Source organism: Campylobacter sp. VBCF_04 NA7 (assembly GCF_027737405.1).
Classification (GTDB): domain Bacteria; phylum Campylobacterota; class Campylobacteria; order Campylobacterales; family Campylobacteraceae; genus Campylobacter_B.
Genome location: NZ_JAOVTT010000008.1, coordinates 40,914 through 58,065 on the forward strand (window position 1 = coordinate 40,914; position 17,152 = coordinate 58,065).

The following is a 17,152-nucleotide window of genomic DNA, read 5'->3' on the forward strand; positions in this document are numbered from 1 at the left end:
CTAAATTTGGGCAAATTCGGGGCAAATTTAGCCACCAAATGCGCTACCGCCACTTTTTGTGGGCGCGCTTTTCTCGCTTGATTTTGAGCCGAAAAACCCGCTTTTGCCACTTTTTGCTTTGGCGTTATTTGCCCTAGCCTCTTTGAAGCTATTTACACTCCTTGAATACGCACTAGGGTTTTTAAAGGCTGTTTGTCTGTGTGCTTGATACGCTGGTGAGCCAAAGAGTTTCGAGCCTATCCATGAGCCGATGATTGCGCCTGCTGCGCTTGCTAAAATCGCCTCGCCAAGGCTGTATCCGCCACTAGAAATTTCGGCGTTTTGGTTGGTTAAATTTGAAGTGCCAGCCTCTATTTTGGCGTTTTCCTCGGCCAAAAGCGCGTTTGTCTCAGCCTCGCTTAAAATTCTCTCGCTTCCGTCCAAACTTTTTAAGATAATTTGCGTTTTTTCGCTAGGAAATTCCTCTAAAATTTTATATTTTCCGGGCGCCACTTCCTCGATTCTAACTAGCGCGCCCTCTTGGATACGAAGCTCCAAGCCTGTATTTTCGCGCTCACAGCCAGCCAAAGCGCCAGATAAAATCAGCCCAAAACCGCCTACAATCGCATAACTTGCAATTTTTCTAATTTTCATTTTTTTCCTTTTAAATTTTTGATATCTAAACTCTTATGCACCAAAAGCTCATCGCCAATGACCCTGATTAGCTCGTTTGCGCCGATATTTTCGATGATTAGACTTTGGGCTTTCATCCGTTTTTTGCGCCCTAAATCTAGGCTTTTGATAAATTTCGCTAGGCTTAGCCACTCATTTTCATCGAAAATTTGCTCTTTTACCTCGACATCGTATGGTTTTTTATCGCGCGCACTCTCGCCGATTAGCGGTTTTTCGAAAAACGAGAGAAAATACCCTAGCTTTTCATCTCGCTCTTTATACATGAGCTTGATTTCTTCTTTTGATGAGATTAAAATTTCCTCTTTTTCGCGGTGGAGCCTATCTTTGTCGCTTTGTAAGGTTTGGATTTGCTCTTTTAGCTCGGCGATTTCTTTGATTAAATAATCGATAAAATTTTGGTTCGAATTTTGCGGGGCAGGTTTTGAGGGGCGCACTTTTGCGCTAGCTCCTTGCGCGCTAGAATTTGAAATTTCGTCATTTTCGTCTTCTAAAACGACATATTTTACGCCATTAATCTCTGTCGTGCGAATAGAATTTCGTCTGATTCTATTGTAAATCGCCTCTTTTGAAACGCCCAAAATTTCGGACGCTTCGCTTATAGAAACCTCTCTCATAATTCGCCTTATCCGCGTTGAAATTTTAAAACTGGGTATTATGGCGAAATTTGCCTAAAAATGGGCTTTAAATATCAAATTTCGCAGAGAAATTCAGATTTTTTTCACGAAATCATATCTAAATTCTATATTTTTAATATGTAATTAATCTTTTAAGAGTAAAATCGTGCATTTATACAAAAAGGACATTTCATGGAGAGTAAAATCACAAAATTCAGGCAGAAGCGCTACTTTTTTTACGCTATCGCTTCGCTGTGGCTTTTCATCATGCCATGGCTTCAAATAGGTGGCAAGCACCTATTTTTAATCAGTTTTGAAAAAAAAGAAATCCACCTTTTTTTCAACACCTTCTCGACGCAAGAATTTTTCTTAATGCCGTTTTTGATAATCTTCTTTTTCATTTCGATATTTTTCCTAACCACGCTTGGCGGGCGTGTGTGGTGTGGCTGGGCCTGTCCGCAAACGATTTTTCGCGTGATTTATAGAGATTTAATCTGCACTAAAATTCTTAAAATTCGTGGCTCTATCACAAACAAACAAAAGGGCGAAAAAGGCGGCGCAAAGGGCGTTATCGCGGTTGCGCTTTTTGCTATTGTTGCGCTGATTGCAGCCTCAAATTTGCTCTGGTTTTTCGTGCCACCACAAAGCTTTTTTGCCTATCTTAGCGATATTGGCGAGCATAAACTTCTCTTTGGCATAGTGCTAGGATTTGCGGCGTTTTTGACATTTGATATCACATTTTTGGGCGAGAATTTCTGCGTTTTCATCTGCCCTTACGCAAGGATTCAATCAACCATGCTCGACGAAGACTCGCTTGGCGTGATTTACGATGATATCAGAGGTGGCGCAGTTTATGACGAGCATAAAAATTTAATCTCAAACAAGCCTGCTAGCGGAGATTGCACTGGCTGTCAGGCGTGCGCGAGGATCTGTCCGACACATATCGATATTCGCAAAGGCATGCAGTTAGAGTGTATAAACTGCCTAGAATGCGCCGACGCATGCTCGGCTGTAATGAGCAAACTAGGCAAAGCTCCACTTATCAACTGGACGAGCCTAAATGCGCAAAAATCGCAAAGCAAGGTCAAATTTATGCGATTTCGCACGATTGGCTATATCGGCGTGCTAGCCGCTGCGCTAATCGGGCTAGTGGTGATGAGTGGCACAAAAGAGAGCATGCTTTTAAACATCAATCGAAACACCCAGCTCTATAAAATCGATTTCGACGATAACGGCGAAAAAATCGTCAAAAACAGCTATACATTTTTATTCGAAAACACCCATAGCGAACCGCACAGCTTCTTTTTTAGCGTAGATAACGAAAATATCAGCATTTCTCGCCCAGACGAGCCTGTAAAGGTAAGCCCTGGCAAAAAGGCAAAAATCATAGTCTCGCTCACAAGCAAGGCAAATTTGAGCCTAGAAAACGCTCACGATAATGTCGTTTTACCGCTAATCATCAAAGCTTACGCGGTTGATGATGAAAAAATCAGCATTACACGCGAGAGTGTATTTGTCTATCCGCAACAAAAATTTATCGACAGGAAGGATTAATGGCACAAAAATCAAGGTATTATAAATCGCAAATTCGCATAGAAAAGATTTTCGAGGTGGCCACAGAGCTATTTTTACAGCGAGGATATGACAGCGTCAGCCTAAACGATATCGTCGCTATCAGCGGTGGCTCGCTTGCCTCGATTTACAAATATTTCGAAAGCAAGGAAAATTTGTTTTTGCATGTGGTCGAATTTCACACCCAAAGGCTTGATAAAAAGCTAGATAATCTGCTTAGCTTAGACGAAAACCTTGCGCCACAGGAGTATTTGAGCGAATTTGCCCCGATTTATTTTGACTTTATTTATAGTGCCGAAAATCAAAAATTTCTAAAAAATATCTTGCTTGGAACCTCAAAAACCTTTGGTTCCATGCTAAAAAATGTCTCCAAAATCTTCTTAGATACCAGCACGCTTGCATTTCCAGCAGGGCTTAGCAATTATTTTAGGACGCATATTGATGAGTTTGATAGCGCAGATCCTGAGTATTTGGCACGCTATTTTTGCTTTTTGCTTCGCGAGCCACACTTCAACCGCCTTATATTTTTCGGCGAAGAGCCAAATTTAGACAAAGAAAATTTCATAAAAGACCGCATTAAAATCTTTTTGCACGGTGTAAAAAAGCAATAAATTTATGCGAAATTTAGCGAAATTTAGCCTTTTGGCATTTTTGTGCGTGAGCGCGTTTGGCGCGGATTTATCCAGCGTGGCAGAGAAAATTTACGCCAACGAAACAGGGGCAAAAAAGTCAAATTTAATCCACTGGAATAGTGGCGAGAATTTCCCGTCCTTGGGGATTGGACACTTCATCTGGTATAAAAAAGACGAAAAAGACAAATTCGAAGAGAGCTTTCCAAATTTAGTGAAATTTTATAAAATTCGCGGCGTTAAACTTCCAAAAATACTGCGCCTGCACTCTCATGCGCCTTGGCAGAGCAAAACCGCGCTTGATGCGCTAAAAAAATCAGGCGACGCGGATTTGATAGAGCTAGAAAATTTTTTGTATCAAACCAAAAATTTACAGGTAGAATTTATCTACGAAAGGCTTCAAAACTCCCTAGAAAAAATGCAAAATTTAAGCGATAAAAAAGAGCATATCAAATCGCAGTTTTACCGCGTCGCAAGCTCGCCAAATGGGCTTTACGCGCTCATTGATTATGTCAATTTCAAAGGCGAGGGCATAAAAGAGAGTGAGCGATACAGAGGCGAAGGTTGGGGGCTAATGCAGGTTTTGGAGTGCATGAGCGCGCAAAAAGAGGCAATGAGCGAGTTTCGCAGGTGCGCGAAATTTGTTTTAAAGCGCAGGGTGGCTAACGCGCCCACAAACCGCGATGAAGCGCGCTGGCTGGCTGGCTGGCTAAAACGCTGCGATACATATAGATAAATTTTAAATTTTGCTTACGCAAGCCCGTGATACTGCGCCGAATTTTAAATTTGGCAAATTTTGCAGAATTAGGCAATGAATTTGGATAATTTTTCTAACGAAATTTTCGCTTTTTTTATATAATCTTTGAAATTTTAACTAAGGGGCAAGTATGAAAAAAATCCTACTTTTTTTTCTTTTATTTTTCTTTGGCTGTGCGGGAAATGCCGCTGACACGAAGGTTTCACAAGGATTTAATATGAGTGGTAAAAAGGTGTTAATCGCGTATTTTTCGCGCGCAGATGAGAATTATCAGGTGGGCTATATAAAGAAGGGAAATACTGAAATTTTGGCTGAGTATTTGGCGGAATTTAGCGGTGGCGAGCTCTTTAAAATCGAAACTATCGCGCCGTATGCCAAAGAGTATCAAGCTGCGATAGATTTTGCAAAAAGCGAACAAAAACAAAAAGCAAGACCCGAAATCAAGCCGTTTGATAAAAATCTAGCCGATTTTGACGCTGTATTTTTGGGCTTTCCTACTTGGTGGGGCGATTTGCCAATGGGCGTTTTCACATTTTTAGAGGGGGAAAATTTCGCGGGCAAGCCAATTTTCGTCTTTAACACGCACGAGGGAAGCGGCTTAGATAGGACAATCGGCTCGGTCGAAAAAGCGACAAAAGCCAAGATTTTGGGCTATTTTAGCCTATATGGAAGCGTGGCGCAAAATCAAAGAGAGAAAGCCAAAACCGAGCTAAAAGCGTGGTTTGATAAGATTTCAAAATAAATTTTGCAATGAAATTTAATAAAAAATCGTTTTACTGGGGCGCGATTTTCGCCCTAGTTTTGTGCATGAATTACAAAAAATTTGGCGAGATAGCGCATGAAATTTTGGGCTTAATCTTAATCTTTTTCGCCCTTTTTCACGCCTTTTCGCGTCGTAAATACTTGGCCAAATTCAGGGTGCGAAACGCCCTAAATTTCGCCCTTTTAGGCTCGTTTTTGGCAACGCTAATAAGCGCTGTTTTTCTTAGCGAGCATATTTTTTCCTTTATTGATTTTGGCTTTGGCTCGGACGCAGCCAAAAATATCCACATGTTTGCCACGCACGCGCTGTTTTTGCTAAGCGCTACGCATTTGGGGCTAAATTTTAGAATTTTTGCAAATTTGCTTAGCGTGAAATTCAGTAAAATTTTGAAATTTTGCCTGTTTTTGGCGCTTTTGGCTTTTGGAATTTATTCGTTTGTGGATCTGCATTTTTACGAATATCTGTTTTTTAAAACCGGTTTTGGATTAGAAAACAAAAATACATTTTTATTCAGCAGTGCCGAATATTTGGCGATTTTTGCAGCTGTTATGCTAGGCGTAAGAGCAATAAATTTGAGATTTAAATTTTAGGGTTAAATTTTAAAATTCTAGGGCAAATTTGCCCTAGATGGATTAGATTTTTTTGTATGGTGCTTGACCGACTTCGTAGAAGTTGTTGCCCTCGCTATCAATTGCGACAATCGCTGGGAAATTCTCGACTGTTAGTCTTGCCACAGCCTCTGGGCCAAGCTCAGGGTAAGCTAAAACCTCGTATTTTTTGATACTTTGGCTAATTAGCGCGCCAGCTCCGCCGATAGCTACCATATAAACACAACCTGATTTTTTCATAGCTTCAACTACTGCGTCGCTTCTATAACCCTTACCGATCATGCCGTTAATGCCGACTTCGTTAATCATTGTTGGGGTGTATTTATCCATACGACCGCTTGTAGTTGGACCCGCTGCGCCTACTGCTTGACCTGGTTTTGCAGGTGTTGGGCCAAGATAATAAATAGTCTCGCCAGCTAAATTTACAGGCAGTTTCTCGCCACGAGCCAAAGTCTCAGTCAAAGCCTTATGAGCAGCGTCGCGCGCTGCGATGATTGTGCCTGTGATTAGGACATTATCACCAGCTTTTAGGCTTTTTACTACATCTTTATCAAATGGAGCTGTTATTCTTTTTACTTCTGACATAATTATCTCCTTAAAGTTCAGCACTTGCGTGGCGTGCTGCGTGGCAATTGACATTAATAGCTACTGGAAGACCTGCGATGTGAGTTGGATACCACTCTATATTTACTTTAACAGCAGTGTTTAGACCGCCTAGACCTTGTGGGCCAACGCCTGTTTGTCTAGCAAGCTCTAATAGCTCATCTTCTAGTTTTGCGTATCTTTCGTCTTCGTTTCTGCTATCTACTGAGCGAACAGCTGCTTGTTTTGCAAGAAGCGCTGCTTTGTCCATTGTGCCACCGATTCCTACGCCAAGAACCATTGGAGGGCATGAGTTTGGACCAGCATATTTTACAGCTTCAAGGAATACTTTTTTCACACCCTCTACGCCGTCAGCTGGAACAAGCATTTTTAGCACAGATTTATTCTCGCTACCAAAGCCTTTTGGAGCAACTGTGATTTTTAGTTTTTCGCCTGGGACTATGCGCATGTTAATAACAGCAGGAGTGTTGTTTGTGGTGTTTTTGCGCTCAAATAGTGGCTCGGCTACAACTGATTTTCTTAGGTAGTTATCAACATAGCCGTTTTTAACACCCTCGTTGATAGCGTCCTCGATATATCCGCCCTCGATATGCACATCTTGACCAAGTTCTACGAAAACTACCGTCATACCTGTGTCTTGGCAGATTGGAGCTACGCCTTTTTCTGCAAGATCAGCATTTTGAAGCAATTTGCCAAGGATTTCTTTACCGATTGAAGAAACCTCAGTCTCTTTTGCTTTTTCAAACGCTTTTCTCATATCTGGCGTTACTACATAACAGGCTTTTTTGCAAAGCTCTGCAACTGTTTTAGAGATTTCACTTGCTTGGATTGTTCTCATTGTATTCTCCCAAAAAATAGTGATTAAGGATTATACCTTTTTCAAATTTAGCAACCACTTAAAATAGTATAAATTTATGCATTTAATTTTTAAAAATAAATTTCAAAGCCAAAATTTTAAAAATTTAGCCTTTAAATTTTCCTTACAAGCTCAGGAATTACAAGCTCAAATTTCACTCCGTCGCTGCGCCTCCACTCGCTATCACTCATAGTCTCTTTCATCGCACTTACGACGAAATCAGCGGCTATGCGGATTGCGGTTTGGAGGGATTTGCCACGCATTAGCGCACCAAATGCAACCGAGGCAAAAATATCGCCCGTGCCGTTGTATTTCACAGGTAGCAGCTCGTGGAAATACTCGCTCACACGCCCGTCCTTGGCGTCGTAGCTAAACACACCACACTGCTCGCTTATGTAATTAATCCCCTTTAAAATCACCTTTGACGCGCCTAAATCTTTTAGTCCTTCGAGCAAATCAAAGATAAACTCCCTCTCGGCCTTTTCTCGGTATTTCACGCCGACCATTGCGCAAGCTTCCGTGATATTTGGCGTAATCACATCTGCACTAGCGCACAAAAGCGCCATCATACGGGCAAAGTCGCTATCAAATCCGGGGTAAAATTCGCCATTATCGCCCATACACGGATCGACTAATATCGTCTTTCCGCTTCCGCCAAATTCCATAAAAAGTTCGCTAATAAGCGCGATTTGTTCTTGCGAGCCCAAAAATCCAGTATAAATTCCGTCAAATTCCACCCCCTGCTCGTGCCAATGCGACATTATAGGGCGCAAATCTTTGGTGAGATCGCGAAATGTAAAACCGCTAAATCCAGTATGCATAGAAAGCACCGCCGTAGGCAAAACGCTAACACTTAGCCCCATTGCGCTAATCACTGGCAAAGCAGCGCTAAGCGAGACCTTACCCACGCACGAAATATCTTGAACACTAAGAACTCTTTTCATCTACTTCCTTGATTAAATTTTTGCGCCATTTTACAGTTATTTTGCCTTAATGTAAAATTTAGCCCTTTTTGCGCGTTTTATAGAGATAATCGTATCAGCCACCAAAAAGCAAATAGCCATAAATAGGCAAATCATCAAAATATACGAATCAGGCTCGATTTTTTCGCCCAAAAGCAAAGAAACGCCTAACATCAAAAGTGGCTCGACATAGATTAATAACCCAAAGAAATTTATCGGAATTAGCGCGCTTGATAAAATTTGAGCCAAAAGCGCAGTCGCGCTTAATAGAGCCAAAACCGATAAAAGCGTGTAAATGTTTGGATTTTGCACCGCGACTGCGCCAAGGTCAGTGCTACTTACAAACCACAAACAAAACGGCAACAAAAGCGCGATTTCTAGGGCGAAACTACTAGCCCCTTCTAGCCTGAAATACCGCCTTAGGCAAAAATACAGCGGAAATCCAATAAAAACAATCGCACTATGCCACGACGGCGCGCCTCCAATTAGGATTTTTGAAAACACTCCAATCACCGCAAAGCCCACGCACAGAGCTTTTAGGCGCGAAATTTTCTCGCCAAAGACAAGATTGCCAAAAATCACCATGGAAATGGGCATTATGAGGTATCCGATCGAGACTTGTAGTGCGTAGCCGTTACTTGGCGCCCACAGATACAACCACATCTGAATTCCCATTGTAGCGGAAGTCGCAAGTAAAATTATGAGCAAAAAGGGCTTTTTTATCAAACGGACAAGTAGCTTTTTCATCTCTGCTTTTTTACCGCCTAGCACCAAAAACAGCGCCACTATCGGAAATGTCACTAGCATGCGATATCCCAGCAACTCCTGCCCGCCAAGAGGCTGCATGAAAACCGACATATAATAAATGCTCGCAAACCCGATAGAAGAAAACAGCGATAACGCGATACCTTTTAACATTTTAAAATTTAGCCTTGCTAAATTTGACCCTTCCCTGAAATTTTAAATTTGGGATTTTATTAAAATTTGACTTAAAAAATAATGGCTGAATTTTGGCAAATTTGAAATTTGCCAAAATTTATTAGTGAGAATTTTTGCCTTTTTGCGCGCCACCCGCCTCGCCTTTTGGCGCACGAGCCGGCAAAAGTGCATTTAGGATTTCGCCCTCTTTGAGATTATATTTCGCACACGCTTCGCGCAAATTTAGACTTTCGTCGAAATTCGATATACCCTTACTCTCTAAAAATGCGCTAAATTTCGCATTATCCGTGCCAAATGCGCCTTTAAATTTGCTAATTTCCAAATTTAGAGCCTGCATATACACAGCCCTAGCTGGATTTCCAGCCCCGCTAGCGCCTTTGAGGCTGTATCCAGCGTATCCGCAGCTAAGCACGATAATAGCGCAGATTACAAGCCCCTGCCAGCCTTTAAAATAGAGTTTAAAAGGTTTGAAATTTATGAAAATATGCACCAGCGCAAGGGCTAGCATAGCCATGCCAAAGTATTCGTGGAAATTTTTCATAACCCCACTTTTTAGCCCAAAAAACATACCAGCCCCACTAAATGCGACGAAGCCAAAAACAGCGATTAAAAGCCCAGTTCCTACAAATCTAAGCGGTTTCAAAATAGCTCCTTTTGTAAAATTTAAGGCGATTTTAGGCTAAAATTTTAACCCCAAAATCGCCCGAATCTAACCGAAGCTAACCTAGTTTTTCTCAGATTTTTTGCGCACTTGGATATTGATAAGCTCGACCACGAGCGAAAAAAACATAGAAAAATAAATATAGCCCTTTGGGATATGAAACCCAAGTCCGTCTGCTATGAGCGAAACACCGACCAAAATCAAAAACGAAAGCGCAAGAATTTTTATCGTAGGATTATCATCGACAAATTTCGCAATCGCCCCACTAGCGAACATCATCACAGCCACGGCGATGATGACAGCTAGTATCATTACAGGCAGGTGCTGTGCCATACCCACAGCCGTAATCACGCTATCAAGCGAGAAAATTATATCAAGCAAAGCGATTTGAATTAGCGTACCACCAAAGCTAGCCTTTTTCTCATCTATCCGCTCTTCGTGGCTCTCGCCCACGGCAGAAGAGTGGATTTCGAGCGTGGATTTTACTAGCAAAAACAAACCACCGCCGATTAGCACCAAATCTCGCCCACTAAAACCATGTCCAAGCACGCTAAATAGCTCTTTTGTCAGCCCCATTACCCAGCTAAGGCTAAGTAGAAGCAAAATTCGCGTAATCATCGCAAGAGCTAGCCCCATAATGCGAGCTTTGTCGCGGTTTTCCTGAGGCAGGCGCGAACACAAAATCGCTATGAAAATTATATTGTCTATGCCAAGAACGATTTCTAGCCCAGTTAGCGTGGCTAGGCTTATCCACGCCTCAGGCGAGCTGATCCAATCAAACATTTTAATCCTTAAATTTAAAATAAACTCGCTATTATAGCGATGAAAATTTAAATTTTAGCAAGGTGAAATTGTATGAAATTTAAAAAATTTGCGCACGAAGTGCGCCACCGCTAGCGTCGGTCGGGTGGGGGTGTGGGGGCGGGCGACCCTCGCAACTCTGAGCGCCGCCCCCACATAAAAAGGATTAGACTAAAAAATTTCCAAGCGGTAAATTTTGTAAAGTATAATTAATAAATTTTTGAGTTAAAGGAAAGCCATGAAAAAGGTTCTTACAATCGCGGGGGTCGATAGTAGCGGTGGCGCAGGTATTTCAGCCGATATCAAGACCATAACCGCCCACAAAATGTATGGCGAAAATGTCATCACGGCCCTCACCGCCCAAAACACGCTTGGCGTGCAAGGCGTGCTAAATATCGAGCCTGAATTTGTCGAAGCCCAGCTAGAAAGCGTATTTTGCGACATCGTCCCAGACGCTGTGAAAATCGGCATGATTTCTACTGCCCAAATCGCACAAACCATAGCCAAAGCGTTGAAAAAATTTGGCGCGCGAAATGTCGTCACAGACCCTGTCATGGTCGCTACAAGCGGTGGCGTGCTAATGCAAGATAGCGCAATGAACGCGCTAAAATTCGACCTTTTTGGCATTTCAGCGATTATCACGCCAAATATCAAAGAAGCAAGCGCGCTAAGTGGCGTTAAAATCGAAAATTTCGACGATATGAAAACAGCCGCGCTAAAAATCGCCGAATTTTACAGCGGAGCGATTTTGGTTAAAGGCGGAGATCTCGCAAATACTGGCGAGGCGCGCGATATTCTTTACGAAAATGGCGAATTTAGCGAGTTTAGCGCACCCAAAATCATCACCAAAAACACTCACGGCACAGGTTGCACGCTCTCATCAGCTATCGCTTGCGCCCTAGCAGCGGGGCTTGGCATAAAAGAAGCGGTTGGTAGTGCGAAAGAATTCGTCCGCACAGCGCTAATGCAAGATTTGCACATTGGCAGGGGCAACGGCGCGATAAATCACTATTTTCGAATCCCAGAGATGTTTTAAAACTAAATTTGGCGGAATTTTAAAATTTCGCCAAATTTTACCCCCAAAAATACGCCAAAAACATTTAAAATCAAATCATCAAGCTCGAAAATTCCGCTTTTAAAGACAAATTGTGAAATTTCGATTATTAGCGAGAGCAAAAGGCCAAAAATCAAAATTTTTCGCATACTAAAATTTGGGAAAAAGTATCGCGCAAAGAGCCCAAACGGCACAAACCAGACTATGTTTCCCGCAAAAAGATAGATAAATTTTATCGCGCCAAATTTCAAAATATTTGCGTAATCGCTAAATGGCACGAGATTGTATTCGCCGACACGCCAAATTTGATCGAGCCTAAAATTTGCCCTAAAAATCGTGATTTTAAAGAGTGCACAAAGATAAATTATAAAAATAAAACAAGCTTTGGATTTTTTCATTTGAAATTTAAAATTTGGGTAAATTTTGCCATTAAAAAATGGCAAAATTTTAGGTTACAAATCCCTAGGATCTGCGATTTTACCAGCGATTGCGCTAGCTGCTGCGACGGCTGAGTTTGCTAGATACACCTCGCTCGTGCGATCGCCCATGCGGCCTACGAAGTTGCGATTTGTCGTGCTCACGCATCTCTCGCCATCGCCCAAAATACCCATATATCCGCCAAGGCACGCGCCACAGGTCGGGTTGCTCACAACAGCGCCTGCTTCGACGAAAATATCCCACAAACCCTCTTTTTGCGCTTGTAGGGCGATTTTTTGCGTAGCTGGTGTGATGATAAGGCGAGTTTTTCTGGCTACTTTTCTGCCTTTTAAAATCTGCGCTGCTATGCGAAGATCGCTTAAACGCCCATTTGTGCAGCTTCCGATGAAGACTTGATCGACTGCGATACTATCTTTTACCGCCTCTCTCACGCTTTTGCCATTACTTGGCAAAAATGGATACGCTATCACTGGATCTAAATTCGCAGTGTCGATTTCTAGGACGCGCTCGTAGTTTGCCCCCTCGTCTGAGTAGTGAAATTTTGGCTCGCTTCGTAGCGTTCGCCCAGCCAAAAATTCTTTTGTTACCTCATCGCACGCCACGATTCCGCTCTTTCCGCCAGCCTCGATTGCCATATTACAAAGCGAAAATCTACTATCCATATCAAGGTGCGCAATCGCCTCGCCAACAAATTCTAGCGCCTTGTAGCGTGCGCCATCAACGCCGATTTGGCGGATTACTTCAAGTATCAAATCCTTGCCGTAAATGTGCGCGCCCGGCTTACCCTTGAAAACCACTTTTATGCTTTCTGGCACCTTAAACCAATTTTTGCCCGTAATCATCGCATAAGCTAAATCGGTGCTTCCCATACCGGTAGAAAACGCCCCAAGTGCGCCGTGCGTGCAGGTGTGGCTGTCCGCTCCGATGATGACATCGCCTGGAACCACTAGCCCTTTTTCAGGCATTAGGGCGTGTTCGATTCCCATATCTTTTTCGTCAAAATAGTTTTTTAGGTTGTGTTTGTAGGCAAATTCGCGTGAAATTTTGGCTTGATTTGCGCTTAAAATGTCCTTTGTAGGGATATAGTGATCCATTACGATCGCAAAGCCATCAGGGTTAGCCAAAGCCTTTGCGCCGCTTAGCTCAAACTGCTTTATCGAAATCGGCGTTGTGATGTCGTTGCCGATGACCATATCGATTTTGCTTTCTACTATTTGCCCTGCGCTAACCGCCTCGCCCACATGTTCGCTGAAAATTTTTTCCGTAATTGTCTGTTTCATAACCTGTCCTTAAAAAATTTGGGCTAAATTCTATCAAATCTAACCATAAAACTTTATAATAAAAGGTATAATTTTGCTTTTGGAAAGGAAAAATCATGGAAATTTTAGAGATTTTAAAAGCCAGGCGCAGTGTGCGAAAATACGCTTCCAGCGAGATTAGCGACGAAATTTTAGACACAATCTTAAAGGCTGGTTTGCTAAGTCCAAGCGGACATGCAAGGAAATCTTGGGAGTTTATCGTAGTCAAAGATAAAGCAAACCTCGCCAAACTAAGCCTTGCGCGCACCGGCGCAGCCGATATGCTAAAAGGCGCAAACGCCGCTGTGGTCGTAATCGCCGATGAGAGCGCGCAAGATGTCTGGATCGAGGACGCCTCTATCGCTATGGCTTATATGCACCTGTGCGCGAGCGCGCTAGGCGTGGGGAGCTGCTGGATACAATGCAGACTGCGCGAGGCGCAAAACGGCGCGAGTAGCGAGGAATACCTGCGCGAAATTTTGGGTTTTGAGGGGAATTACAGAGCCTTAGCGATTTTATCGCTTGGAAATCTAATCTCCACGCCCGCTCCACACAAGCTAGAAAAGCTAGAATTTAGCAAAATTCACAAAGAGAAATTTTAGGTTATGAAATACCAACACCTAATCCAAATTTGCGAATTTTTGCAAAATTTCAAAACTCTAAGCCACATAAAGCGCGTCGGCGATAATCTTTTTAAGCTTAGCTTTGATAGCTATGAGCTGTTTTTTGATATGAATAAAACCGCGTGCAATATTCACAAAAACGGCTCTTTCGTGGAAAATAAAATTTACAAAGCCCCATTTGACGGGGTTTTAGCCAAGAGGCTTGTAAAATCGAAAATTTTGCAAATTTGCGTAGTGGAAAATAATAGAATTTTGCATATCAAAACCGAACTCAAAGCCAGCTACAAGGCGTTTATCACAAATTTATATTTTGAATTTACAGGGCGATTTACAAATGTGATAATAACTGATGAAAATGGCGTAATCCTAGAAGCGCTCAGACACCTAGATAACGATGTGCGAAGCGTGCGCGTGGGGCGGATTTTGGCGCCACTTCCGCCATATAAAATCAAAGAAAAAAATGTAGAAAAAATAGAGAATTTCGATGAATTTTTCGTGGGCGAGTTTGAAAAGCTAAATTTGGCAAATTTGGCCCAAATTAGAAATTCAAAATTAACCCAAATTGATAAAAAAATCGAAATTTTGCATGCAAATTTAAATGCCGTGCCAAAAGAGAGCGAACTTTTAGCAAAAGCCGAAAATTTGGCGAATCTCGGGCAGGTATTATCGGCGAATTTATATAATTTAAGCGACTGGCAAAGGGAATTTTGCCTAAATGACGAAAATGGCGAAAGCGTGGAATTTCGCCTAGAAAATCCGCCAAAAATCGCAATGAACGAATTTTTTAACGAAGCAAAAAAATTGCGCCAAAAGGCCGCAAATTCGCATATCCAAATCGCAAATTTAAACGAAAAAATCGAATTTTACGAAAATTTGAAAAATTTAATCACAAACGCAAAAAGCGTCGAAGAGCTTGAAATTTTGCTCCCCAAAAAGCGAATTAGCGCGAATTTGAAGGAAAAAAACGCCGAATTCGTGCAGAGCTTTTATATCGGAGAGTTTAAAATCAGCGTGGGCAAAAACGAGAAAGGCAACGAATTTTTGCTAAAAAACAGCGCCAAAAACGACTTTTGGTTTCACCTAAAAGACCGAGCTAGCGCGCATGTCATCGTCCAAACTAACAAACAAAATTTAAGCGAAGAAATAGCGAAATTTGCCGCGAAAATTTGCGTAAATTTTAGCGTCAAAGAGGCTGGAAACTACCTCGTTGATTACACCAAACGCCTAAATGTAAGCCCTGTGAAAGGCTCGTTTGTGCATTATGTGGATTATAAAACTATCGGCGTTTTAAAGCCGTGATAAGGCGAAATTTTATATAATCTCGCGAAATCAAATCTAAGGAAATTTTATGAAACAAAGACTAGTAACTGGCGGAATTTTGCTTGCTGTTTTTTCTGTTTTAATCCTGATAAATAGCAGATTTATCAACTTTTTCGTTTTTGCCATAATGCTTAGCATAGGGCTTTTGGAGAGCTACAAGCTCTATGGGCTAAAAAATGTCAGCCTCAAATGGCTAGCCCTTGCGCTCGCATTTTTCGCGCTAATTCCGCTTGCCCAAGACGATGAGCCATTTATCAGCGCGGTTAAAGTCTGTATCGCCTCGGTAGTCGTGGCGGCTTCGATTGTGGCCTTTAAAAAGCTTGAAAACGCGAAAATTATCCTGCCTTTTATCTACCCTTTCGCTCCGATTTGCCTAATGTGGGCGGTTTATGATGATTTGGGGATTTTCCACTTCGTCTGGCTTATCATCACCATAATCGCCTGCGATAGCGGTGCGTATTTCGCTGGCAAAAGCTTTGGCAAAACCCCATTTAGCCCTAGCTCGCCAAACAAAACCATTGAAGGCATTATCGGCGGCATTATTTTTGCATTTATCACAAGCTTCATTTACGCGCGTATTTTCACAAACCTGCCACCGCTTGAAATTTTATGCAAGACCCTAGTTATCGTGATTTTTGGCATTTTTGGCGATCTGTTTGAAAGCTATCTCAAACGAAGCGCAGGCGTCAAAGACAGCGGCAGTTTATTCCCGGGACACGGCGGCGTGCTAGACCGCATTGACGGGTATATGTTTGGCGCAGTGGCTATGGTGGTCGTGTATTCATGGTAGTGCTAGGCTCCACCGGCTCGATTGGCACAAACACCCTAGATATCGCGCACAAAAAGGGAATTTTAATCGAGGCTTTGGCGTGCGGGAAAAATGTGAGTTTGCTAAACGAGCAGATTGCTAAATTTCACCCTAAATTCGTCGCTATCGGCGAAGAAAGCCTAAAATCAGCCGTCAAACACGACAAGGTTTTTGTCGGTATGGAGGGGATTTTGGCAATGCTTGAAGAGTGCAAATCTAGCAGCGTCGTAAATGCCCTAGTGGGCTTTGCCGGCATGCTCCCTAGCCTAAAAACGCAAGAACTTGGCAAAACGCTATGCCTAGCAAATAAAGAAAGCCTAGTCGTGGGCGGGAAATTCCTTGAAATTTCAAAAATTCACGCCATTGACAGCGAGCATTTCGGGCTAAAATTTCTAATCCAAAACGCAAAAACCCCTATTTCTAGGCTCATCATAACAGCCAGCGGCGGGGCGTTTTACGATACGCCACTAACCGAGCTTGGAAGTGTCGGCGCCAAAGACGCGCTAAGGCACCCAAACTGGCAAATGGGCGCAAAAATCACAATAGATAGCGCAAGCATGGCAAACAAGCTTTTCGAGGTAATCGAGGCGTTTTGGCTATACGGCACGAAAAATATCGACGCCGTGATTGAGCGCACATCGCAAATCCACGCCCTAGTCGAGTTCATCGACGGCTCGACCACAGCGCACATTAGCGAAACTGACATGCGCCTAGCCATAGCGCACGCAGTTTTAGAGGGCGCGATTAGCGAGCAAATCGTCAAACCTGTAAATTTGCTGGATTTAAAACCGATTAAATTCGCTCCAATCGACACGCTAAAATACCCTATTTTTGGGCTCAAAGAAGCGCTTTTGGATAATCCAAATTTTGGCGTGGTGATAAATGCGGCAAACGAAGTTGGTGTTTATGCGTTTTTAGAAGGGCGGGCGAGATTTAGCGATATTTCGCGCGTAGTGCTAAAATCCGTGGAGAAATTTCACTCGCCAAACACGCCAGACACGCACGCTCTAATCGAAATCGACCGAAGCGTGCGAGCGTATGCAAATGAGCTTTTGCGCTAAATTTGGAAAATTTGGCGCAAAATTTAGTGCAAAATTTAAAAATTTTGGCAAATTTGATTAAATTTTACATTTTTTAAATTTTATATTAGCTTTTTTTGCTATAATGCAAACTC

20 protein-coding genes are annotated in these 17,152 nt (G+C 42.5%); 10 read left to right on the forward strand and 10 right to left on the reverse strand.

Annotated elements, in window-relative coordinates; genetic code table 11:
- Positions 1–27 precede the first annotated feature (27 nt).
- Together OFO00_RS07025 and OFO00_RS07030 are read right to left on the reverse strand one after the other, a co-directional pair.
- Entirely contained in the window at positions 28–633 is a 606-nt protein-coding gene (locus tag OFO00_RS07025) for a UPF0323 family lipoprotein (protein ID WP_270865446.1), read from the reverse strand.
- Complete coding sequence (locus tag OFO00_RS07030; RefSeq protein ID WP_270865447.1) at positions 630–1,286, reverse strand: DNA-binding protein; 657 nt, start codon at positions 1,284–1,286, stop codon at positions 630–632. Before OFO00_RS07030 ends, OFO00_RS07025 begins: the two co-directional genes overlap by 4 nt.
- A gap of 192 nt (positions 1,287–1,478) precedes the next feature.
- Between OFO00_RS07030 and ccoG the strand changes: the two genes are divergently transcribed.
- The 5 genes from ccoG to OFO00_RS07055 all read left to right on the forward strand — a co-directional run bounded on the left by ccoG (position 1,479) and on the right by OFO00_RS07055 (position 5,597).
- The gene (ccoG, locus tag OFO00_RS07035) at positions 1,479–2,840 is read left to right on the forward strand and encodes a cytochrome c oxidase accessory protein CcoG (protein ID WP_270865448.1); all 1,362 of its coding nucleotides are present in this window, start codon (positions 1,479–1,481) and stop codon (positions 2,838–2,840) included.
- Positions 2,840–3,469: a TetR/AcrR family transcriptional regulator gene (locus tag OFO00_RS07040; RefSeq protein ID WP_270865449.1), complete on the forward strand. Its 630-nt coding sequence runs from the start codon at positions 2,840–2,842 to the stop codon at positions 3,467–3,469. Before ccoG ends, OFO00_RS07040 begins: the two co-directional genes overlap by 1 nt.
- 4 nt (positions 3,470–3,473) lie before the next feature.
- Positions 3,474–4,223, forward strand: a complete 750-nt coding sequence (locus OFO00_RS07045; protein WP_270865450.1) for a hypothetical protein — start codon at positions 3,474–3,476, stop codon at positions 4,221–4,223.
- A 151-nt stretch (positions 4,224–4,374) separates the two neighbouring features.
- Positions 4,375–4,986 (forward strand): flavodoxin, encoded by a 612-nt coding sequence (locus tag OFO00_RS07050; RefSeq protein WP_270865451.1) that lies wholly within the window; start codon positions 4,375–4,377, stop codon positions 4,984–4,986.
- A gap of 8 nt (positions 4,987–4,994) precedes the next feature.
- Positions 4,995–5,597, forward strand: coding sequence for a DUF4405 domain-containing protein (locus OFO00_RS07055; RefSeq protein WP_270865452.1), 603 nt, complete (start codon positions 4,995–4,997; stop codon positions 5,595–5,597).
- Positions 5,598–5,639: 42 nt separating this feature from the next.
- Here the strand turns inward: OFO00_RS07055 and OFO00_RS07060 are convergent, their stop codons facing one another.
- The 6 genes from OFO00_RS07060 to OFO00_RS07085 all read right to left on the reverse strand — a co-directional run bounded on the left by OFO00_RS07060 (position 5,640) and on the right by OFO00_RS07085 (position 10,419).
- Positions 5,640–6,200: a Fe-S-containing hydro-lyase gene (locus OFO00_RS07060; protein WP_270865453.1), complete on the reverse strand. Its 561-nt coding sequence runs from the start codon at positions 6,198–6,200 to the stop codon at positions 5,640–5,642.
- 10 nt (positions 6,201–6,210) lie between these two features.
- Positions 6,211–7,056, reverse strand: a complete 846-nt coding sequence (locus tag OFO00_RS07065) for a fumarate hydratase (RefSeq protein ID WP_270865454.1) — start codon at positions 7,054–7,056, stop codon at positions 6,211–6,213.
- A gap of 131 nt (positions 7,057–7,187) precedes the next feature.
- Positions 7,188–8,018, reverse strand: a complete 831-nt coding sequence (locus OFO00_RS07070) for a pyridoxamine kinase (RefSeq protein WP_270865455.1) — start codon at positions 8,016–8,018, stop codon at positions 7,188–7,190.
- Between the two features lie 36 nt (positions 8,019–8,054).
- Positions 8,055–8,954, reverse strand: coding sequence for an EamA family transporter RarD (gene rarD / locus OFO00_RS07075; RefSeq protein ID WP_270865456.1), 900 nt, complete (start codon positions 8,952–8,954; stop codon positions 8,055–8,057).
- A gap of 121 nt (positions 8,955–9,075) precedes the next feature.
- Positions 9,076–9,618 (reverse strand): DUF4405 domain-containing protein, encoded by a 543-nt coding sequence (locus tag OFO00_RS07080; RefSeq protein WP_270865457.1) that lies wholly within the window; start codon positions 9,616–9,618, stop codon positions 9,076–9,078.
- An 81-nt stretch (positions 9,619–9,699) separates the two neighbouring features.
- On the reverse strand, positions 9,700–10,419 hold the full coding sequence (locus tag OFO00_RS07085) for a TerC family protein (RefSeq protein WP_270865458.1): 720 nt from the start codon (positions 10,417–10,419) through the stop codon (positions 9,700–9,702).
- Between the two features lie 256 nt (positions 10,420–10,675).
- On the opposite strand from OFO00_RS07085, the gene thiD reads away from it, so the two are divergent.
- Positions 10,676–11,473 (forward strand): bifunctional hydroxymethylpyrimidine kinase/phosphomethylpyrimidine kinase, encoded by a 798-nt coding sequence (thiD, locus tag OFO00_RS07090; RefSeq protein WP_270865459.1) that lies wholly within the window; start codon positions 10,676–10,678, stop codon positions 11,471–11,473.
- Between the two features lie 2 nt (positions 11,474–11,475).
- On the opposite strand, the gene OFO00_RS07095 is transcribed toward thiD, so the two are convergent.
- The gene (locus tag OFO00_RS07095) at positions 11,476–11,889 is read right to left on the reverse strand and encodes a VanZ family protein (protein ID WP_270865460.1); all 414 of its coding nucleotides are present in this window, start codon (positions 11,887–11,889) and stop codon (positions 11,476–11,478) included.
- A 54-nt stretch (positions 11,890–11,943) separates the two neighbouring features.
- Positions 11,944–13,209 carry a 3-isopropylmalate dehydratase large subunit gene (leuC, locus tag OFO00_RS07100; RefSeq protein WP_270858678.1) on the reverse strand — a complete coding sequence of 422 codons (1,266 nt, stop codon included), beginning with the start codon at positions 13,207–13,209 and terminating at the stop codon, positions 11,944–11,946.
- Positions 13,210–13,304: 95 nt separating this feature from the next.
- On the opposite strand from leuC, the gene OFO00_RS07105 reads away from it, so the two are divergent.
- From OFO00_RS07105 to dxr, 4 genes are read left to right on the forward strand one after another with little or no spacing between them, the layout of a single operon-like run.
- Positions 13,305–13,829, forward strand: coding sequence for a nitroreductase family protein (locus OFO00_RS07105; protein ID WP_270865461.1), 525 nt, complete (start codon positions 13,305–13,307; stop codon positions 13,827–13,829).
- A gap of 3 nt (positions 13,830–13,832) precedes the next feature.
- Positions 13,833–15,149 carry an NFACT RNA binding domain-containing protein gene (locus OFO00_RS07110; protein ID WP_270865462.1) on the forward strand — a complete coding sequence of 439 codons (1,317 nt, stop codon included), beginning with the start codon at positions 13,833–13,835 and terminating at the stop codon, positions 15,147–15,149.
- 49 nt (positions 15,150–15,198) lie between these two features.
- Positions 15,199–15,960: a phosphatidate cytidylyltransferase gene (locus OFO00_RS07115; RefSeq protein ID WP_270865463.1), complete on the forward strand. Its 762-nt coding sequence runs from the start codon at positions 15,199–15,201 to the stop codon at positions 15,958–15,960.
- On the forward strand, positions 15,954–17,039 hold the full coding sequence (gene dxr / locus OFO00_RS07120; RefSeq protein WP_270865464.1) for a 1-deoxy-D-xylulose-5-phosphate reductoisomerase: 1,086 nt from the start codon (positions 15,954–15,956) through the stop codon (positions 17,037–17,039). Before OFO00_RS07115 ends, dxr begins: the two co-directional genes overlap by 7 nt.
- Positions 17,040–17,152: the final 113 nt, after the last annotated feature.